14 protein-coding genes are annotated in these 17,505 nt (G+C 73.3%); 12 read left to right on the plus strand and 2 right to left on the minus strand.

The annotated features are described in order from the left end of the window. Nucleotides 1-198: 198 nt before the first annotated feature. Nucleotides 199-5,253 (plus strand): beta strand repeat-containing protein, encoded by a 5,055-nt coding sequence (locus tag AAEP86_RS05670; RefSeq protein WP_420369567.1) that lies wholly within the window; start codon nt 199-201, stop codon nt 5,251-5,253. A gap of 116 nt (nt 5,254-5,369) precedes the next feature. Here the strand turns inward: AAEP86_RS05670 and AAEP86_RS05675 are convergent, their stop codons facing one another. Next, the gene (locus tag AAEP86_RS05675) at nt 5,370-6,131 is read right to left on the minus strand and encodes a glycosyltransferase family 2 protein (RefSeq protein WP_420369568.1); all 762 of its coding nucleotides are present in this window, start codon (nt 6,129-6,131) and stop codon (nt 5,370-5,372) included. A 147-nt stretch (nt 6,132-6,278) separates the two neighbouring features. On the opposite strand from AAEP86_RS05675, the gene AAEP86_RS05680 reads away from it, so the two are divergent. The 8 genes from AAEP86_RS05680 to AAEP86_RS05715 all read left to right on the plus strand — a co-directional run bounded on the left by AAEP86_RS05680 (nt 6,279) and on the right by AAEP86_RS05715 (nt 12,529). Further along, complete coding sequence (locus AAEP86_RS05680; RefSeq protein WP_420369569.1) at nt 6,279-7,148, plus strand: hypothetical protein; 870 nt, start codon at nt 6,279-6,281, stop codon at nt 7,146-7,148. Further along, nucleotides 7,145-7,588, plus strand: a complete 444-nt coding sequence (locus AAEP86_RS05685) for a phage holin family protein (protein WP_420369570.1) — start codon at nt 7,145-7,147, stop codon at nt 7,586-7,588. The genes AAEP86_RS05680 and AAEP86_RS05685 overlap by 4 nt, the downstream gene beginning before the upstream one ends. Beyond that, nucleotides 7,585-8,157 (plus strand): DUF3618 domain-containing protein, encoded by a 573-nt coding sequence (locus AAEP86_RS05690; RefSeq protein ID WP_420369571.1) that lies wholly within the window; start codon nt 7,585-7,587, stop codon nt 8,155-8,157. The genes AAEP86_RS05685 and AAEP86_RS05690 overlap by 4 nt, the downstream gene beginning before the upstream one ends. Before the next feature lie 121 nt (nt 8,158-8,278). Further along, entirely contained in the window at nt 8,279-8,920 is a 642-nt protein-coding gene (locus AAEP86_RS05695; RefSeq protein ID WP_420369572.1) for an MBL fold metallo-hydrolase, read from the plus strand. A 55-nt stretch (nt 8,921-8,975) separates the two neighbouring features. Next, complete coding sequence (locus AAEP86_RS05700; RefSeq protein WP_420369573.1) at nt 8,976-9,665, plus strand: HAD family hydrolase; 690 nt, start codon at nt 8,976-8,978, stop codon at nt 9,663-9,665. A gap of 40 nt (nt 9,666-9,705) precedes the next feature. Beyond that, a complete protein-coding gene (locus tag AAEP86_RS05705) occupies nt 9,706-10,188 on the plus strand; it encodes a GNAT family N-acetyltransferase (protein ID WP_420369574.1) in 483 nt (160 codons plus the stop codon). 47 nt (nt 10,189-10,235) lie between these two features. Then, a complete protein-coding gene (locus AAEP86_RS05710; protein WP_420369575.1) occupies nt 10,236-10,856 on the plus strand; it encodes a TetR/AcrR family transcriptional regulator in 621 nt (206 codons plus the stop codon). Beyond that, nucleotides 10,853-12,529, plus strand: a complete 1,677-nt coding sequence (locus AAEP86_RS05715) for a DHA2 family efflux MFS transporter permease subunit (protein WP_420369576.1) — start codon at nt 10,853-10,855, stop codon at nt 12,527-12,529. Before AAEP86_RS05710 ends, AAEP86_RS05715 begins: the two co-directional genes overlap by 4 nt. 347 nt (nt 12,530-12,876) lie before the next feature. Here the strand turns inward: AAEP86_RS05715 and AAEP86_RS05720 are convergent, their stop codons facing one another. Then, the gene (locus tag AAEP86_RS05720; RefSeq protein ID WP_420369577.1) at nt 12,877-13,875 is read right to left on the minus strand and encodes a LacI family DNA-binding transcriptional regulator; all 999 of its coding nucleotides are present in this window, start codon (nt 13,873-13,875) and stop codon (nt 12,877-12,879) included. A gap of 210 nt (nt 13,876-14,085) precedes the next feature. Here AAEP86_RS05720 and AAEP86_RS05725 point away from each other — a divergent pair, with 210 nt between their 5' ends. The 3 genes from AAEP86_RS05725 to AAEP86_RS05735 are packed head-to-tail and all read left to right on the plus strand — an operon-like array spanning nt 14,086 to nt 17,431. Further along, a complete protein-coding gene (locus AAEP86_RS05725; protein ID WP_420369578.1) occupies nt 14,086-15,138 on the plus strand; it encodes a nucleoside hydrolase in 1,053 nt (350 codons plus the stop codon). A gap of 5 nt (nt 15,139-15,143) precedes the next feature. Then, nucleotides 15,144-16,574: an MFS transporter gene (locus tag AAEP86_RS05730; RefSeq protein WP_420369579.1), complete on the plus strand. Its 1,431-nt coding sequence runs from the start codon at nt 15,144-15,146 to the stop codon at nt 16,572-16,574. After that, entirely contained in the window at nt 16,571-17,431 is an 861-nt protein-coding gene (locus tag AAEP86_RS05735) for a ribokinase (RefSeq protein WP_420369580.1), read from the plus strand. Before AAEP86_RS05730 ends, AAEP86_RS05735 begins: the two co-directional genes overlap by 4 nt. Nucleotides 17,432-17,505: the final 74 nt, after the last annotated feature.

A 17,505-nucleotide genomic window follows, 5' to 3' on the forward strand; every position in this document is an offset into this window, starting at 1 on the left:
CGGAGGACGCCCCCAGTTCGGGACGGGCACCGCGGAGTTCCGGGGAGTACCCCGCCCCCCGTTCGGGAAACGGTCCCTGCGCGGGTCTCCCCGCCGTTACATTCGTGTCCGCTGTGAAGCCCCCGGCGCTCCCCCTGGCGCCGTGGACCCCGGCGCTCACCCCGGCGCCGTGACCATGTCTCCCGAAAGGCATTCGTCGTGCCCGCATCGCACCGCGCGCGTCCCTCACGCCCGCGCCTCCTGACCCTCGCCAGCCTCGCCGTCGTGGCCCTCATCGGCGGTTCGTCGGCGGTCCTCCTGCCGCAGACCGCCTCGGCCGCGTCGCCGTTCCTCACCACCGCGATCTACGGCACGGTGTCGAACTCGTCGAACATCGTCGCCGTCGACCGGAGCACCGGCACGGCGACCACGGTCCTGTCGGAGCCGACCGGGGCGACCGGCCTGAACCAGCTCGGCTTCTCGAACGACGGCGACCAGCTGTTCATGACGAACGGCACGAACGTCTTCGAGTACACGGCGTCCACCGGGACGTGGGAGCGCACCGCACGCTCCACGGGCGCGACCGTCGCGACCCAGATGGGCGGCGTCGACCCGCGGACGGGCAAGTACTGGTTCGGCGGGTTCGTGACGGGCTCGGGCAACCAGTTCAGCTTCACGAGCTACGACCCGACGTCGAACACCATCGCGGGCACCGCGACGACGGTGACCGCGCCCACCCCGCCCGGGACGAACGGCGACCTCGCCTTCGACCGGCTCGGCAACATGTACTTCATCTCGAGCAGCGCCGGCACCGCGCAGGTCTACCGCGTGGACGCCGCCGCGCTCGGCACGGCCTCGGCGACCGCGACGGCCGTCGGCCCGGCGATCGCACCGCCGGCAGCGCTGACGTCGCTCGCGTTCGCGGACGACGGCTACCTGTACATCGCGGGGAGCGGGACGAACGGCTTCCTCAAGGTCAACCCGGTGACCGGCGCCATCGTCGACCGGCACACCCCGTCGCTGACCCTGACGGACATGGGCACGCGGCAGTACCCGTCCACCGGACAGGCGACGACCTCGCTGCCCGAGGGACGCAAGGACGCGGACGACCAGTTCACGGTCTCCGTCGGGGGCGGCGACGTGTCGACCCCGGCGACCGCCTCGACGACCGGGACCGGCACGTCGGCGACCGCCGGACCGATCATCCTGCTGCCGGGTCAGACGTACACCGTGACCCAGACGCCGGCGAACAGCACCACGAAGGCGTCCGACTACGCGACGACGTACACCTGCACCGACGCGACCTCCGGCACCGTGGTCACGAAGGGGACCGGCTCGACGGCGGACTTCTCCGTGCCGAGCACGAACGGCAGCGACGTCGTGTGCACCTTCGCGAACCCGATCGCGGGCCCGACCGTGACCGACGACGCCTCGCGCGGCAACCAGCCCGGGCAGCCGGTGACGGTGGACGTCCTGGCGAACGACACGGGTGACCTCGACGCCACGTCCGTCCGTCTCGTCGACCCCGCGACGCCGGGGACCTCGCTCAGCGCCGACGGCCGCACCCTCACCGTCGCCGGGCAGGGCGTGTACCGCGTCGACGCGACCACGGGCGCCGTGACCTTCACCCCGGACCCGCAGCTCACCGGCAACCCGACCCCCGTCCGCTACGCGGTGACCGACACCCGCGGCAAGCAGGGTTCGGCCACCCTCAGCGTCACGTACGCCGGTGCCGCCGCCGCGGACGCGGTCTCCACCGACCAGGGGACGGCCGTCGACGTCGACGTGATCCGCAACGACCGCGGCACGATGGACCCCACGTCGGTCGTGTTCCCGGCAGCGGGGCAGCCGACGGGTGCCACCGTCACGGACGCCGGCCGCACGCTGACGGTGCCGGGGCAGGGCACCTGGACGGCCGACCGCACCACCGGTGTCGTGACCTTCACGCCGGACCCGGCGCTGCGTGGTGACGCGGCCCCGGTCACCTACCAGGTGTCCGACGCCGACGGCACCCCCTCCACCGCGACGGTCACCGCGTCCGTGCGGGCCGTGGGCCCGAAGGCGTCCGACGACATCGCGACGACCTGGCAGAACGTCCCGGTGACGGTCGACGTCACCGCGAACGACGCCCCGGGCGTCGAGGGCGGGACGCCGCTCGACCCGACCTCCGTCGTCTTCCCGCCGACGGGGCAGCCCACCGGCGCGACGGTCGCCGCGGACGGTCGGAGCGTGACGGTGCCGGGCCGGGGGACCTTCACCGCCGACGCGACCACCGGCCGGGTGACCTTCACGCCCGAGCGCGGCTCCGCCGGTGACGTCCCCCCGGTCACGTACCGGGTGTCCGACACCGGCGCCCTGACGAGCACCGCGACGATCGCCGTCACGGTGAACACCGTCGCGCCCACCGCGGCGCCGGACAGGGCCACGACCGTGCAGGGCGGGACCAGGACGATCGACGTCCTCGCGAACGACGCCGCCGGCAACGCGCAGACGCCGATCGACCCGACGTCGGTGACGTTCACCACGCCCGGGCAGCCGGCGGACGCGACCGTCTCGGACGGCGGCCGGACGCTCACCGTGCCCGGACAGGGCGTCTGGACGATCGATCCGTCGACGGGTGCGATCACCGTCGAGCCCGACCCCGCCTTCCGCGGTGACGCGACGCCGGTCACCTACGCCGTCTCGGACAGCGACGGGGCGACCTCGGTCGCCACGGTCACCGTGACGGTCACGCCGGTCGGACCGGAGGTCGCCGACGACACCGCCACCACCGGGCAGAACACGCCCGTCCCGGTCGACGTGACCGCGGACGACCGTCCCGGTGTCGCCGGCGGCACGCCGATCGACCCGACCACCGTCGTGTTCCCGGCAGCAGGACAGCCGGCCGGCGCGACCGTCGCGGACGGCGGACGGACGCTGACGGTGCCCGGTCAGGGCACCTGGTCGGCCGACCCCGCCACCGGTGTGGTCACGTTCGCCCCGGCGCGGGGAGCCGCCGGGGACACCACCCCGGTGACGTACCAGGTCGCGGACCGCGGCGGGCAGACGGGCACGGGCACCATCGTCGTGACCGTGACCGCGGTGACCCCGAAGGCGGCGGACGACGCCGTGTCGACGCGACAGGGTTCCCCGGTGACGACCACCGTGACGGGCAACGACCGCGGTGGCAACGACCGGACACCGATCGACGTGACGACCGTCGTCTTCCCGACCGACGGCCAGCCGTCCGGCGCGGCCGTCTCCGACGACCACCGCTCCCTCACCGTCCCCGGCGAGGCCACGTACACGGTGGACCCGTCGACCGGTGCGGTCACCGTCGCACCGGTGCCGGCCTTCCGCGGCGACGCGTCGCCGATCACCTACCAGGTGTCCGACGTGGACGGCGCGCGCACCTCCGCGTCCCTCGTCGTCACCGTCGTGCCGGTCGCCCCGCGGGCCGTCGACGACACCGCCCGGACGCAGCAGAACACCCCGGTGACGATGTCCCTCACGGCCAACGACGCTCCGGGCGTCGACGGCGGCACGGCCCTCGTCCCCGCGAGCGTGCGCTTCCCGGTGGGCGGGCAGCCGGACGGTGCGGTCGTCGCCGACCGCGGCCGGACGCTGACCCTCACGATCCCCGAGCAGGGCACCTTCACGGTCGACGCGACCACCGGCGCGGTGACGTTCGCGCCGTCCGACGGGTTCACCGGGACCACGAAGCCGGTGACCTACCAGGTGCGCGACACCGGCGGTGCCGCTGCCACGGCGACGGTCACCGTGACCGTCACCGGTGTCGTCCCGACCGCGACCCCGAACACGGCGACCACGACGCAGGGCACCGCGGTGCGGATCGCACCGATCGGCGACGACCGTCCCGGCAACGACCGGACGCCGCTCGACCCGACGTCGGTGGTCTTCCCGGCCGCCGGACAGCCGGCTCGGGCGACCGTGTCCACCGACGGCCGGACGCTCACGGTCCCCGGCCAGGGTGTCTGGACCGTCGACACGACGACCGGCGTGGTCACCTGCACGCCGTCCCCCGCGTTCCGCGGCACCGCCGGCCCCGTCACCTACCGGGTGTCGGACGTCGACGGCGCGTCCTCGACCTCGACCGTCACCGTGACGGTGGCCGCGGTCGGGCCGCACGCCGTCGCGGACGCACGCTCCACGCAGCAGAACACCCCGGTCCGCCTCGACCTGCTCGCCAACGACACCGCGGGCGTCCGCGGCGGCACGCCGCTCGACCGGACGTCCGTGGTGTTCACCACGACGGGGCAGCCGACCGGTGCCGTCGTGACCGACGCGGGGAAGACCCTGGCGGTGCCCGGCGCGGGCACCTACCGGATCGAGCGGACGACCGGCACGGTCCTGTTCACCCCGCAGCGCGGGTGGACCGGGACGACCGCGCCCGTCACCTACCGGGTGTCGGACGTCGGCGGGACGACGGCGACGGCGACCGTCACCGTCACCGTCACGCCGGTCGCGCCGACGGCCCGTCCGGACCGGGTGACGACCGCGACGCGCACGCCGGTCACGATCGACCCGCTCGACGACGACGCCTCCGGTGACGCCGCCACGCCGCTCGACCCGCGGTCGGTCCGGCTGCTGGACCGCAGCGGTGCCTGGGTGACCAGCACCACCATGCCCGGGAAGGGCACGATGACGGTCGACCCGGTGACCGGGCGGATCACGTTCACGCCGGCGCCGGGCTTCTCGGGGACGGTCGCCGTGCCGTACTCCGTCGCCGACGTCGACGGGAGCACGACCCGCTCCACCCTCACGGTGACGGTCGGCACCCCGCCGACCGCCGTCGACGACCGCAGCACCACCACGCCGGGCACGGCCGTCACCGTCCCGGTGGCCGGCAACGACAGCTCCGGCTCCACGGCGCTCGACGCCGGGTCCGTCCGCCTGGTCGACCCGCGGACGGGCGAGTTCGCCAACACGGTGACGATCGCCGGGACGGGCACCTTCCGGGTGGGCACGGACGGCGCGGTCACCTTCACGCCGGACGCGGCCTTCGCCGGCACCGCGAGGGTCACCTACTCGGTGGCGGACGCGGACGGCAGCCGGTCCACCGCGGAGCTGTCGGTGCGCGTGCCGGCCGTCGCCGGGGTGGTCGCCGCGCCGGGTCCGCGCGGTGGCGTGGTCGTGACGACGCCGGACGGCCGACGACTCGCCTTCACCGGCACCGAGCTCGTCGTCCCCGGCGGGGTCGCGGCCCTGCTGCTCCTCGCGGCGGGCGCCGGCCTGCTGGTGCTCCGGCGCCGGCGCCGGTCCGTGGAGGACTGAGCCGCCGGAGGGTCGGGGACCCGACGGTCCGACGGACGGGAGGCGCGTGGCCGCTGGTCACGCGCCTCCCGTCCGTCGTGTGGTCGGGTCTCCTGCCCGTGGGACGCCGCGTCTGGTCAGCGCCGCGACCAGCGCGCCGCCGCGCGCAGCCGTGCCGCGACGCGGGCACGTCGTGCCCAGCGGCGCACCGGGTTGGCGCGGCGGCCGTTCACCCGGAACGTGTGGAAGGCGCGTCGGGTGCGCAGCACCGCGGACCCGAACCCGTCGAACGGTCGCGCGGACACCTGCACGGTGAGCGCGCGGTCGGCCACGACCCGCCACCCCGGGTCCAGCTGCATGCTGAGGTCGACGTCGTCGTGCACCTCGGCGTCCTGGCGGTGGACGCGGGAGCGGACGGCGAGCCACGTCTCGCGGCGCATCGCGGTGGCCGACCCGAAGAGCGGCGGGCGACCGAGCGCCGACCACATCAGGACGAAGTACGGGCCCATGTAGAGCGCGTCCCACACCCGGCGGACGACGGGGCCGCCGTCCCTCGGACGACCGGGGCCGGTCACGGCGACGACCCCGGGGTCCTCGAGGAGCCGAAGCGCGTCCGCGATCCAGCCGGGTGGCGGGACGGAGTCGGCGTCGAGCCGGACGAGGACGTCCCCGGTCGCGTGGTCGTACCCGCGGGCGGACGCCCGGGCGATGCCGCGGACACGCTCGGTCAGCACCGTCGCACCGGCCCCCTGGGCGACGGCGGCGCTGTCGTCCCGGCTGCCGTTGTCGACGACGACCACCTCGTCGGGCGGGACCGTCTGCGCTGACAGGGCTCCCAGGCAGCGTCGGAGGAGCACGGCGTCGTCCCGCACGGGGACGACGACGGAGACGCGGGGCATCCCCCGATCCAACCGGAACTGCGCTGGACGGATGTGGGATCCGCGCTTCCTGGCGTTCCTGTGTGAGGACGCAGAGGTGGGCGCGCACCTTCGGGAACGCAACGCCCCCGGTCTCCACCGAGGGCGACGACCACCGGAAGGCCGATCATGACCACGAACCCACCCGGGAACGACTCGGGGACACCGATCCACGACCGCACCGCCGCGTCCGAGGGCCACGAGGTCCGACCCGGCGTCACCGTCCCGTCCTACGCGAACGCCACACCGGCGGCGGGTCCGAGCGACCCCGACGTCGCCAAGCCGTACGAGCCGTTCGGGGACGAGGCGGACGACGTGCCCTTCGACGCCCCGCTCGACGCGGTCCCCGCCGACGAGCAGCTCCCCGCCCACCCGACCTCCACCGGCGCAGGTGCCCCCGGCTTCGCGACCGGGACCGGGACCCACGTCGACGCCGGCGTGGACGCCGGGTCCGGCACCAGCACCGGATCCGGCACCGACGGCGGCTCCGGCAAGGCCGACGCCGCGAAGGGTGCTGCGCAGGACGTCGCCGGCGACGCGAAGGCGAAGGCCTCCGACGTGGCCGGCACCGCGAAGGAGCAGGCCTCGAAGGTCGCCTCCGAGGCCACCGACCACGCCAAGCAGCTCTACGGCCAGGCGTCGGAGACGCTCAAGCAGCAGGCCGGCGAGCAGCAGCAGCGTGCCGCCGGCGGGCTCCGCAGCCTCGGCGAGCAGCTCGGTCGCATGGCCGACAACGACGACGAGCAGGGCGTGGCGGCCAAGGTCGTCCGCGACCTGTCCGGTCGTGCGAGCTCCGCCGCCGGGTTCCTCGAGAACCGCGACCCGGGTTCGCTGCTCGACGAGGTCAAGAGCTTCGCCGCGAAGCGTCCCGGCACCTTCATCGCCATCGCGGCGGGCGCCGGCATCCTCGCCGGGCGTCTGACGAAGGCCCTGGCGACCGAGGTCAAGCACGAGAAGGAAGCCGGGGACACCACACCCGGCACGGGGAGCACGGCATGAGCCACACCGTCCCGGGGGCGACCCCGACGGGTGAGCCCACACCCGAGGAACGTGCCGCGACGACACCGCTCGGCGAGTTGCTCTCCGACGTGTCGCGGGACCTCTCCAGCCTCTTCCGGCAGGAGGTCGCACTGGCCAAGGCCGAGCTGACCGACTCCGCGAAGAAGGCCGGCAAGGCCGGCGGCATGTTCGGCGGCGCCGGACTCACCGCCCTCTTCGCCCTGCTGTTCCTGTCGATCGCTGCGTGGTGGGGGCTCGGGTACCTCATCGGCAACGCGTGGTCCGCCGTCGTCATCGCCGTCGTCTACGCGATCGCCGCCGCGATCCTCGCCCTGCGCGGCCGCACGGCCGTCAAGGAGATCCAGGGCGCCCCGCAGACGGTCGAGACCGCCAAGGAAATCCCCGACACCCTCAAGCCGAACACCGGGAGGAAGCCATGAGCACCCCAGACGAGATCCGTGCCGACATCGAACGCACCCGAGGCACGCTCGGCTCCGACGTGGACGCGCTCGCCGACAAGGTCAGCCCGTCCTCGATCGCACACCGGCAGACCGAGAAGGTGAAGACCCGGTTCCAGGGCGTCCGCGACTCCGTCATGGGCGCTGCGGACTCCGCGCGCTCCTCGGCGTCGGGGTCGGCCTCCGGTGCCACCGACCAGGCGAAGGACGTCGCACACCGCGGCGTCGAGAAGGCCAAGGGCAACCCGCTCGCGGTCGGCCTCATCGCGTTCGGTGCCGGCTGGCTGGTGTCGTCCCTCATCCCGACCTCGGACAAGGAGGAGGAGCTCGCCGGCGAGCTGAAGGAGAAGGCCGCTCCGCTCGTCGACGAGGTCAAGGAGCAGGCGAAGGACGTCGGTTCGCAGCTCGGCGACTCCGCGAAGGAGCACGCGCAGGACCTCTCCGGCACGGCGAAGGACGCCGCGCAGACGGTCAAGGACGAGGCGCAGGGCGCCGCGTCCGACGTCAAGGACCACGCCCAGGGCGCGGCCGACGACGTGCGCAGCAGCTGACGCGACCGAGCGGTCGACGGGAGGCACGGTGCCGGCTGGCACCGTGCCTCCCGTCGTCGTGCGGTGGCGTCCGCACAGGGGCTGACGTCCGACCGGGGCGGCGGTCCGTAGAGTCGGTGGCATGGAGCTGACGAAGTACAACCACGCCACGGTCGTCCTCGAGCGGGACGGCGCCACGCTCGTCATCGACCCGGGCACCTTCACGCCCGAGGCCGCAGACCTGGCAACGGCAGCCGTCGCCGTGCTGGTCACGCACGAGCACTTCGACCACCTCGATGTCGACGCCGTCCGTGCCGCCCTGGACGCGAACGCCTCGCTCGTCGTCCGTGGGCCGGAGGCGATCGTCGACCAGCTCGGCGCGCACGACGGCCGGGTCGCGGCGGTGTCCGCCGGTGACGCGTTCGAGGTCGGTCCGTTCTCGGTGCAGGTCTTCGGCGAGGAGCACGCCGTGATCCACCGCGACGTCCCCACCGTCGCCAACGTCGGCTACCTCGTGGACGGCGTCGTCTTCCACCCGGGGGACGCGTACCTCGTGCCGGGGGTCCCGGTGCAGACCCTCCTGTTGCCCACCAGCGGACCGTGGACGAACACGGCCGAGGCGGTCGACTACGTCCGCGCGGTGTCCCCGGAGCGCGCGGTGCAGATCCACGAGGCGATGCTGAGCGAGGTCGGACAGCAGTCGGCGGCGCGGTTCCTCGGGTCGGACGGCCTCGGACCGGTGCCGGTGCAGATCCTGGCCGCGGGGGAGTCGGTCACCGTCTGACGGACGCGGATCGCCCCTGGGAGGCGACCCGCGCCTCCAGGGCCAGGGTGGAGGGATGGCCGATGCACCCTCCACCGCTGTCCTGTTCGACATCGACGGCACCCTCGTCGACTCCAACTACGCCCACATCGACGCCTGGTGGCGAGCCGTTCGCGCCGCGGGCGAGTCCGTCGACGCCTGGCGGATCCACCGGGCCATCGGCATGGACTCCGCGAAGCTGCTCGAGGAGCTGCTGCCGGACGCGTCCGACGAGACGCGCGACACGGTCAAGGGGTTCCACACCGCGTACTACTCCGAGCACATGCCGCAGCTGCGGCTGCTGCCGGGGGCGCGCGACCTGCTCCGGGCGGTCGCCGAGGCGGGGCACGCCGTCGTGCTGGCGACCAGTGCGCCCGAGCAGGAACTCGCCCGCCTGCGCGAGCTGCTCGACGCCGAGGAGTGGCTCACCGCGGTGACGAGCTCCGAGGACGTCGAGCAGGCGAAGCCGGACCCCGGCATCATCCAGGTCGCCCTCGACCGCGCGGGCGTGCGTGCCGACGCCGCCGTGATGGTGGGCGACGCGATGTGGGACGTCGAGTCGGCCGGCCGTGTCGGGGTGACCTGCATCGCGGTGATGACCGGCGGCATCGGCGGGGACGAACTCCGCGGGGCCGGTGCGGTCGAGGTGCACGACGACGCCGCTGCCGTGCTCGCCGCGCTCCGTGGCGGGGACGGCGCGATCGCCGCGCTGGCCGGCCGCGCCTGAGCGTGCGTCGGCGCCGGCATCCGTGACAGGATCGTCGACCGTGATCACGATCGAACGCGTCGCGTGGGACGACCCCCGCGCCGAGGAACTCCGCGCCCGCATGGACGAGGAGATGCACGAGCGCTACGGCTCGTCCAACGCCGACGAGGACCCGGCGGTGACGGCAGAACGGAGCCGCGCGCTGTCGGTCGACCCGACGACGGTCATCACCTCGCTCCTGGCTGTCGACGAGGCCGGGCGGGCCGTGGGGCACATCGCGATCCGTCGGCTCCGCGACGAGGTCGAGCTCAAGCGCCTGATCGTGCTGGCAGCGGCGCGGGGCAAGGGCGCGGCCACCGCGCTGCTCGACGAGTGCGAGCGCGTCGGCCGTGAGCTCGGTGCCGACCGGCTGATCCTGCAGACCGGGGACAGGCAGCCCGACGCCGTCGCCCTGTACGAGAAGACCGGATGGGACCCGATCCCGGTCTACGAGCCCTACGCCGCGACCATGCCGTGGTCGTTCTGCTTCGCGAAGGCGCTCTGACCTGATCACACATTGCACTCTCAGCGCGAGAGTGCAATTCTTGTCCGGTGAGCACCACCGGACGCACCCGCGCGCTGCGCCGACGCATGATCGTCGAAGCGCGCCGTTCGACGATCGCGCACGGCCTGCACGGGTTCACGATCGAGCAGTTGTGCGAGACCGTCGGGGTGTCCCGGCGCACCTTCTTCAACCACTTCGCGTCGAAGGAGGACGTCGTCCTCGGCATCGAGCTGCACGCCGACGTCGAGGCGATCGAGTCCTACGCCGCGGGCGGGGTCGTCGCCGACGACCTCGACCCGCTCGACTCGATCGTGGCAATGGCGATCGACCAGTTCCACCGCGCGGGCATCGACCGCGCGGACGAGGTCCTGGTCCGCGGCGTCTTCGAGCGGGAGCCGGCGCTCGTCGCCCGCTTCCTGTCCGCGACGGACGTGCAGCTCGCCCGGATCACCGACGCCGTCCGCCTGCGCTTCGGGTGGGACGACCCGGACGACCGCCGGGCGCGGCTCGTCACCGAGGCGGCCGCGGGCATGCTCAAGGTGACGGCGGAGACGTACTTCGACGACGCGTTCGACGAAGTGACCGGGCCGACGTTCGGGGACCTGCTCACCACCAACCTCCGCCTGATGCGGGCGGCCATCTCGACCGGACAGGACACCACCCCATGAGCGCCACCGCGCCGGGCACGACCAAGCGTGCTCGCCCAGGCTCCGACGGACCGCTGCTGCTCACGCAGCGGCGCATCTGGATCATCTTCTCCGCGCTCATCGCGGGGATGCTGCTCTCCAGCCTCGACCAGACCATCGTGTCCACGGCGATGCCCACCATCGTCGGCGAACTCGGCGGCGTCGCGCACCAGGCGTGGCTGACGACCGGCTACCTGCTCGCCTCCACCATCGTGATGCCCGTCTACGGCAAGTTCGGCGACGTCCTCGGCCGCCGCAACCTGTTCCTCATCGCGATCGCGCTGTTCACCATCGCGTCCGCCGGGTGCGCGTTCGCCGGTGACTTCACCCAGCTCGTCGTGTTCCGCGCGATGCAGGGACTCGGCGGCGGCGGTCTGATGATCCTGTCGCAGGCGATCATCGCGGACATCGTGCCCGCCTCGCAGCGCGGCAAGTACCTCGGCCCGCTCGGCGCGATCTTCGGCCTGTCCGCGATCGGCGGCCCGCTGCTCGGCGGCTTCTTCGTCGACCACCTCACCTGGAACTGGGCGTTCTACATCAACATCCCGGTCGGCATCGCGGCGTTCTTCGTGGCGTGGTTCGCGCTGACCCTGCCGAACAAGAAGGCGACGAAGCGCATCGACGTGCTGGGCGTGCTCTTCATGTCCGCCGCGACCACGTGCCTGGTCTTCTTCTCGGAGTTCGGTGGCAGCCGCGACCACGGCTGGGACGCCGTCGAGACGTGGGCCTGGTTCGCCGGACTCGTCGTGTCGGCCGCGCTCCTGGTGTTCGTGGAGTCGCGGGCGCAGGACCCGGTGCTCCCGCTCTCGTTCTTCCGGAACCGCACGTTCCTGCTGGCGACGGGCATCGGCCTCGTGCTCGGCATCGGAATGTTCGCCGCGATCGGCTTCGTGCCCACGTTCCTGCAGATGGCGTCCGGCACCTCGGCCGCGGTGTCGGGTCTGCTGATGCTGCCGATGATGGCCGGCCTGATCGGGACGTCCATCGCATCGGGTGTCCTGATCACCAAGACCGGGCGCTACCGGATGTTCCCGATCGTCGGCACGGTCCTGGTGGCCGTCGCGATGCTCGCGATGACCCAGCTGGCGGCGGACACCCCGATCTGGCTCATCTGCGCGTACCTGTTCGTGTTCGGTGCGGGGCTCGGCCTGATCATGCAGGTGGTCGTCCTCGTCGCGCAGAACGCCGTGCCCGCCGAGCAGGTCGGCACCGCCACCTCGACGAACAACTACTTCCGCGAGGTCGGTGCCTCCCTCGGCACCGCCGTGTTCGGCGCCCTGTTCACGGCGCGGCTCACGACGTCGCTCACGGACGTGTTCCGCGGAGCCGGTGGCTCGGCGACCGACGCGGCGTCATCGGCGGGCAGCATCGACCCGGCGACCGTCGCGAAGCTGCCGGCTGCGGTGCAGGACGGCATCGTGAACGCGTACGCCGACTCGCTCGCACCGGTGTTCTGGTACCTGCTGCCGTTCATCGCGGTGGCGTTCCTGCTGGCGTTGTTCCTGCCGCAGATCACGTTGTCCGACACGGCCGGCATGGTCGCCCGCGGCGAGGCCGTCGGGGGCGAGGAAGCCGACGAGCTCGAGCGTGCGCAGCGCGCGGCGCATGCGGAGCTTGCGCAGACGGCCGACCCCGCGGACCGCACGCCGCAGTAGTTGCCTCGCGAAAGCGACAGATCTGCGCGGAACGTCCGCGGACATCTGTCGCTTTCGCGTCGGTGATCGTGCGCGACGGGCGGGATCTGTCGCCTGGCGGTGTGGTCGGTACCGCGCGCGGACGGGAGGCCCGTTGCCGGCCGGAACCGGGCCTCCCGTCCGTCGTGGCGTGCGTCCACCGCCGCGGCCGATTGCGGTTGCACCCGCATCGCGAGAGCGACAGTCTGCCGCGGAACATCGGCGGCGCACTGTCGCTTTCGCGGAGATGACGTGAGCACCTCGGGGAGAAGCGTCGCTTCCGCGTGCAGGACCGGGCCGAACTGGACCGGCAGCGCCAGCGCGGCGCGCTACGCGCCCGTGCTGGCCCGGCGGACGAGCCGGGTCGGCAGCGCGGTCGTCGCGACCTCGGTGGCGTCGAGCGTGGCGAGCAGCCGGAGTGCCGCGGCGCGACCGAGTTCCGCGCCGGGGAGCGCGACGCTCGTGAGCGCCGGCGCGGTCACCGACGACGACGGCAGGTCGTCGAACCCGGCGACGGCCAGCTGCCCCGGGACCGCGATGCCCGACCGGACGGCGGTGCGCAGCACGCCGTAGGCGAGCGTGTCCGCGGCCGCGACGACGGCGGTGACGTCGTCGTCCTGCCACGCCTCGAGGACGTGCTCCGTCGCCGAGGCCGCGGCGTCGACGGTGAGGTCGGCGCGCGCCGTGACCTCGGAGACCTCGATGCCGGCCGCCGCGCACTCCTGCTCGAAGAGCTCCCGGCGGACGCCGAACGTCGCGGCCCGCGAGGTCCCGTCGAGGTAGCCGACCCGCCGGTGTCCACGCTCGTGCAGGTGGGCGACGAGCGCGTGGACGCCGGGGGAGAGGTCGTAGTTCACGGCGTCCGGACCCCCGGGGGCGTCGAGCAGCACCACCGGCATGCCGGCTGCCATGGACTCGCCGGCCGCCGGGGCGTCCACGAGGATCCCCGCCGGGCGGAGCCGCTCGAACCGCCGGACGTCGGCGGCGGTGGGCTGGGCGCCGCGCTCGGTGACGGACAGCACGAGCTGGAAGCGGTCACCGAGGGTGTCACGGACGCCGCGGATGACCTCGGCGAAGAAGGGGTTCGACAGGTCGGGCGCGATGAGCACGACGAGGTCGCCGCTCCCGCGGGCCAGGGAGCTCGCCGCGTGGTCGACGACGTACCCGAGCTCCTCGACGGCCTCGCGCACCCGCGAGGCGATCGGGGCGGACACGCGACCGCGCTCCTTGCCGTTCACCACGAGCGACACCGTGGCGATGCTCGTGCCGGCACGGTCGGCCACCATCGCAGCGGTCACACGGCGGCCGGGGACGGCTGAGGATGGCACGCTCCGATGCTACCGATGCCGGTCGGCACGGAGCCCTCGACGGCCCGTCGACCGCGCGCCGACCGCCCGTCCGTCTCGGCCCGGCTTGACGTCAAACGCTTGACGTGCTTCCATGTCAAACGCTTGACGTGCCGCGGGAGCTGATCCTCCGCCGCGGATCCCCACCACGTCGGGCCCAAGCCTCATCCCCGACGAAGTGGAGCACCTCGCGTGTCCGGAACGACCCAGCCGTCCAAGATCATCCTCGACTGCGACCCCGGTCACGACGACGCCGTCGCCATCCTGCTGGCGCACGGCAACCCGGACGTCGAGCTCCTCGCCGTCACCACGGTCGTCGGCAACCAGACCCTGCCGAAGGTCACCCGCAACGCCCTCGCCGTCGCGCGGATCGCCGGCATCACCGGTGTGCCGTTCGCCGCCGGGGCCGCCCGTCCGCTGCTGCGCCAGATCGAGGTCGCCCCGGCCATCCACGGCGAGAGCGGCCTCGACGGGCCGGCGCTCCCCGAGCCGTCCTTCGACCTCGACGAGCGTCACGCCGTCGACCTGATCATCGACACGGTGATGGCGCACGAGCCCGGCACCGTGACGCTCGTGCCGACCGGCGGCCTGACGAACATCGCCCTCGCCGCCCGCAAGGAGCCGCGGATCGTCGAGCGCGTCAAGCAGGTCGTGCTGATGGGTGGCGGCGTGCACGTCGGCAACTGGAGCCCGGTCGCCGAGTTCAACATCGTCATCGACCCCGAGGCCGCCGCGATCGTCTTCGAGGCGGGCTGGGACGTCGTCATGGTCGGTCTCGACCTCACCCACCAGGCCCTCGCCACCCCCGAGGTCGCCGCGCGCATCGCCGCCGTGGGCACGGGTCCGGCCGCGTTCGTCGGCGAACTGCTCGACTTCTTCGGCCAGACCTACAAGGACGCCCAGGGCTTCGACGCCCCGCCGGTCCACGACCCCTGCGCGGTCGCGTACGTCATCGACCCGACCATCGTCCGCGCCGTGAAGGTCCCGATCCGTGTGGAGACCCAAGGCGCGCTGACCCTCGGCATGACCGTCGCGGACTTCCGTGCGCCGGCGCCGGAGGACTGCCGCACCAGCGCCGCGACGGAACTCGACCACGCCCGATTCTGGGACCTCGTCGTCGACGCCCTCGAGCGCATCGGCGAGACGCCCGACACCGGCTGGACCCCGCGGGCAGCCGCCGACGCCGTCGAGGCCGGCATCACGACGGTGCCGAGCGCCGCCACCACCACGACCCCGGAGGCCTGAGCACCATGACCACCACATCGACGACGAAGTCGATCGGCGCCCTCACCGCCGCGCTCCTCGCCGCGTGCATCGCGTTCCAGCTCAACGCGAGCATGCTCAGCCCCGCGCTGGTCACGATGGCGCGGGAACTGCACACCGACGACGCCACCATCGGGCTCTCGCAGACCCTGTACTTCACCCTCGCGGCGCTCTTCTCGCTGTTCCTGCCGCGGCTGTCCGACATCGTCGGCCGCAAGCGGGTCCTGGTCGGCATGCTCGCCGTGATGCTCGTCGGCAGCGTCGTCGCCGCGCTCGCGGTGAACGTGCCGATGCTCTTCGCCGGCCGCATCATCCAGGGCGTCACCGGGCCGGTCGTGCCGATCTGCCTGCTCGTGCTCCGGAACGAGATCAGCGACCCGAAGCGCTACGGTGCCGCGCTCGGTCTGCTCACCGCGGTGAACGGTGGCATCGCGGGCGTCGACGCCCTGGCCGGCGGGTGGATCGCGACGAACTTCGGCTTCCGCGGCATCTTCTGGGTGATCGCCGTCGTCACGGTGGTCGCGCTGGCGCTCGTCACCGTCTGGGGCGTCGAGTCGAAGCCCTCCGCAGGGACCCGGATGGACTGGGTCGGTGTCGTCCCCCTCGTGGTCTCCGTCGGCGCGCTGCTCACCGCCTTCAACGAGGCCGGCAAGCTCGGCGCGGCGAACCCGGTGCTGGTGGTCGGCGGTGTCGTGGTCGCGCTCGTCGCCTTCGCCGTGTTCTGGGCGGTCGAGTCGAGGGTGCGCGAGCCCCTGGTCGAGACGCGCTTCCTGAAGCGGCGGGCCACGTGGGCGCTCCTCGCGACGACGTTCCTCACGATGACGGGCGTGTTCGCCGTCGTCAACGGACTCGTCACGAGCCTCGCCCAGAACGGCGACGCCGGCTTCGGCATGGAGCCCGACCTGGCGTCGCTCGTGTTCCTCACCCCCTACGCACTGGTCGGCTGGATCGTCGGACCCTTCGCGGGTCGCCTCGCGCCGACGATCGGCTACCGTGCCGTGCTCCGCGTCGGCCTGGTCGGCAGCATCGTCTCGACGGTCCTGATGGCGCTCGTCGGCGTGCACTCCCTGCCGGTCCTGGTCACCGCGACCGTCCTGATCGGCGTCACCTACGCCGGCATCGCGAACATCATCCTGAACGGCCTCGGCATCGTGTTGTCGCCGGCGTCGAACCCCGGCTTCCTCCCCGGCCTGAACGCCGGCGCGTTCAACCTCGGCGCCGGGGTGAGCTTCGCGGTGCTGCCGGCGCTGCAGATCGCCCTCGGCGTCGGCGGGTCCGCGGGGACCGCCGGGTACTCCGGTGGCATGCTGCTCGGGGCCGCGATCACGACGGTCGCGCTCGCGATCTCGTTCCTGATCCCCCGACCCGAGGGCGCCGAGACGGCGTCCGTCACAGCGCAGAAGGAGACCGCCCGGTGACCGAGACCATCGTGATCGTCGGATCGCTCAACGCCGACCTGGTGGTCCGCACCGAACGGTTCCCGAAGCCGGGGGAGACCCTGCACGGGTCGGACCTGCAGACCCTGCCCGGCGGCAAGTCCGCCAACCAGGCGGTGGCTGCCGGGAGGCTCGGGGGCGCGGTCCGGATGGTCGGTGCGGTGGGCGACGACGGGAACGGGACGCTGCTCCGCGACTCCGTCGCGGCTGCGGGTGCGGACGTCACGCACGTCGCCGTCCGGGAGGGCGTGGCCACCGGCACCGCCGTCATCACGGTCGACGCCGCGGGGGAGAACACCATCGTGATCTCCGGCGGGGCGAACGCCACGTTGGCGCCGACCGACGTCCCCGCGGACGCCTTCGACGGCGCCGCGGTGCTCGGCCTCTGCCTCGAGGTCTCGATCGACGTGGTCCTCGCTGCCGCCCGGGCCGCACGAGCCGCGGGGGTCACCGTGCTGACGAACCTGTCGCCGTTCGGTGCCGTTCCGGACGAGCTCCTCGAGCTGACCGACGTCCTGCTCGTGAACGAGCACGAGGCCGCCGCGCTGGGCGACCACGGCGTCACCCGGTCCGTCGTCACGCGGGGCGGCGCGGGCTGCACCGTCCACGACGGCGACGCCGACCCGGTGTCGATCGACGCCGTGCGGGTGGAGCCGGTCGACACCACGGGGTGCGGCGACGCCTTCATGGGGGCCGTGGCGCTCCGTCTCGCGGCGGGGGACCCCCTCGTCGACGCGGCACGGTTCGCCGTCGGCGTCGGTGCGTACGCCGCGACCGGGGTGGGCGCGCAGGCCTCGTACCCGACCACGGCGGAACTGGAGCGCTTCCTGCGGGCGTGAGTCCTCCCTCGCAGGCTCGGTCGGCGCGGGCCACGTGCCGATGGCGCGCCACCGCTGAGCGGCCCGCGCTCCCG

This window comes from Curtobacterium sp. L1-20, assembly GCF_048755855.1.
GTDB lineage: Bacteria > Actinomycetota > Actinomycetes > Actinomycetales > Microbacteriaceae > Curtobacterium.

What these genes read in the sequence shown, in the direction of transcription:
- AAEP86_RS05700 (WP_420369573.1), top strand. Translation starts at nt 8,976, where the DNA reads ATGGCCGATGCACCCTCCACCGCTGTCCTGTTCGACATCGACGGCACC.
- AAEP86_RS05680 (WP_420369569.1), top strand. Translation starts at nt 6,279, where the DNA reads ATGACCACGAACCCACCCGGGAACGACTCGGGGACACCGATCCACGAC.
- AAEP86_RS05695 (WP_420369572.1), top strand. Translation starts at nt 8,279, where the DNA reads ATGGAGCTGACGAAGTACAACCACGCCACGGTCGTCCTCGAGCGGGAC.
- AAEP86_RS05685 (WP_420369570.1), top strand. Translation starts at nt 7,145, where the DNA reads ATGAGCCACACCGTCCCGGGGGCGACCCCGACGGGTGAGCCCACACCC.
- AAEP86_RS05690 (WP_420369571.1), top strand. Translation starts at nt 7,585, where the DNA reads ATGAGCACCCCAGACGAGATCCGTGCCGACATCGAACGCACCCGAGGC.
- AAEP86_RS05730 (WP_420369579.1), top strand. Translation starts at nt 15,144, where the DNA reads ATGACCACCACATCGACGACGAAGTCGATCGGCGCCCTCACCGCCGCG.
- AAEP86_RS05715 (WP_420369576.1), top strand. Translation starts at nt 10,853, where the DNA reads ATGAGCGCCACCGCGCCGGGCACGACCAAGCGTGCTCGCCCAGGCTCC.
- AAEP86_RS05675 (WP_420369568.1), bottom strand. Translation starts at nt 6,131, where the DNA reads ATGCCCCGCGTCTCCGTCGTCGTCCCCGTGCGGGACGACGCCGTGCTC.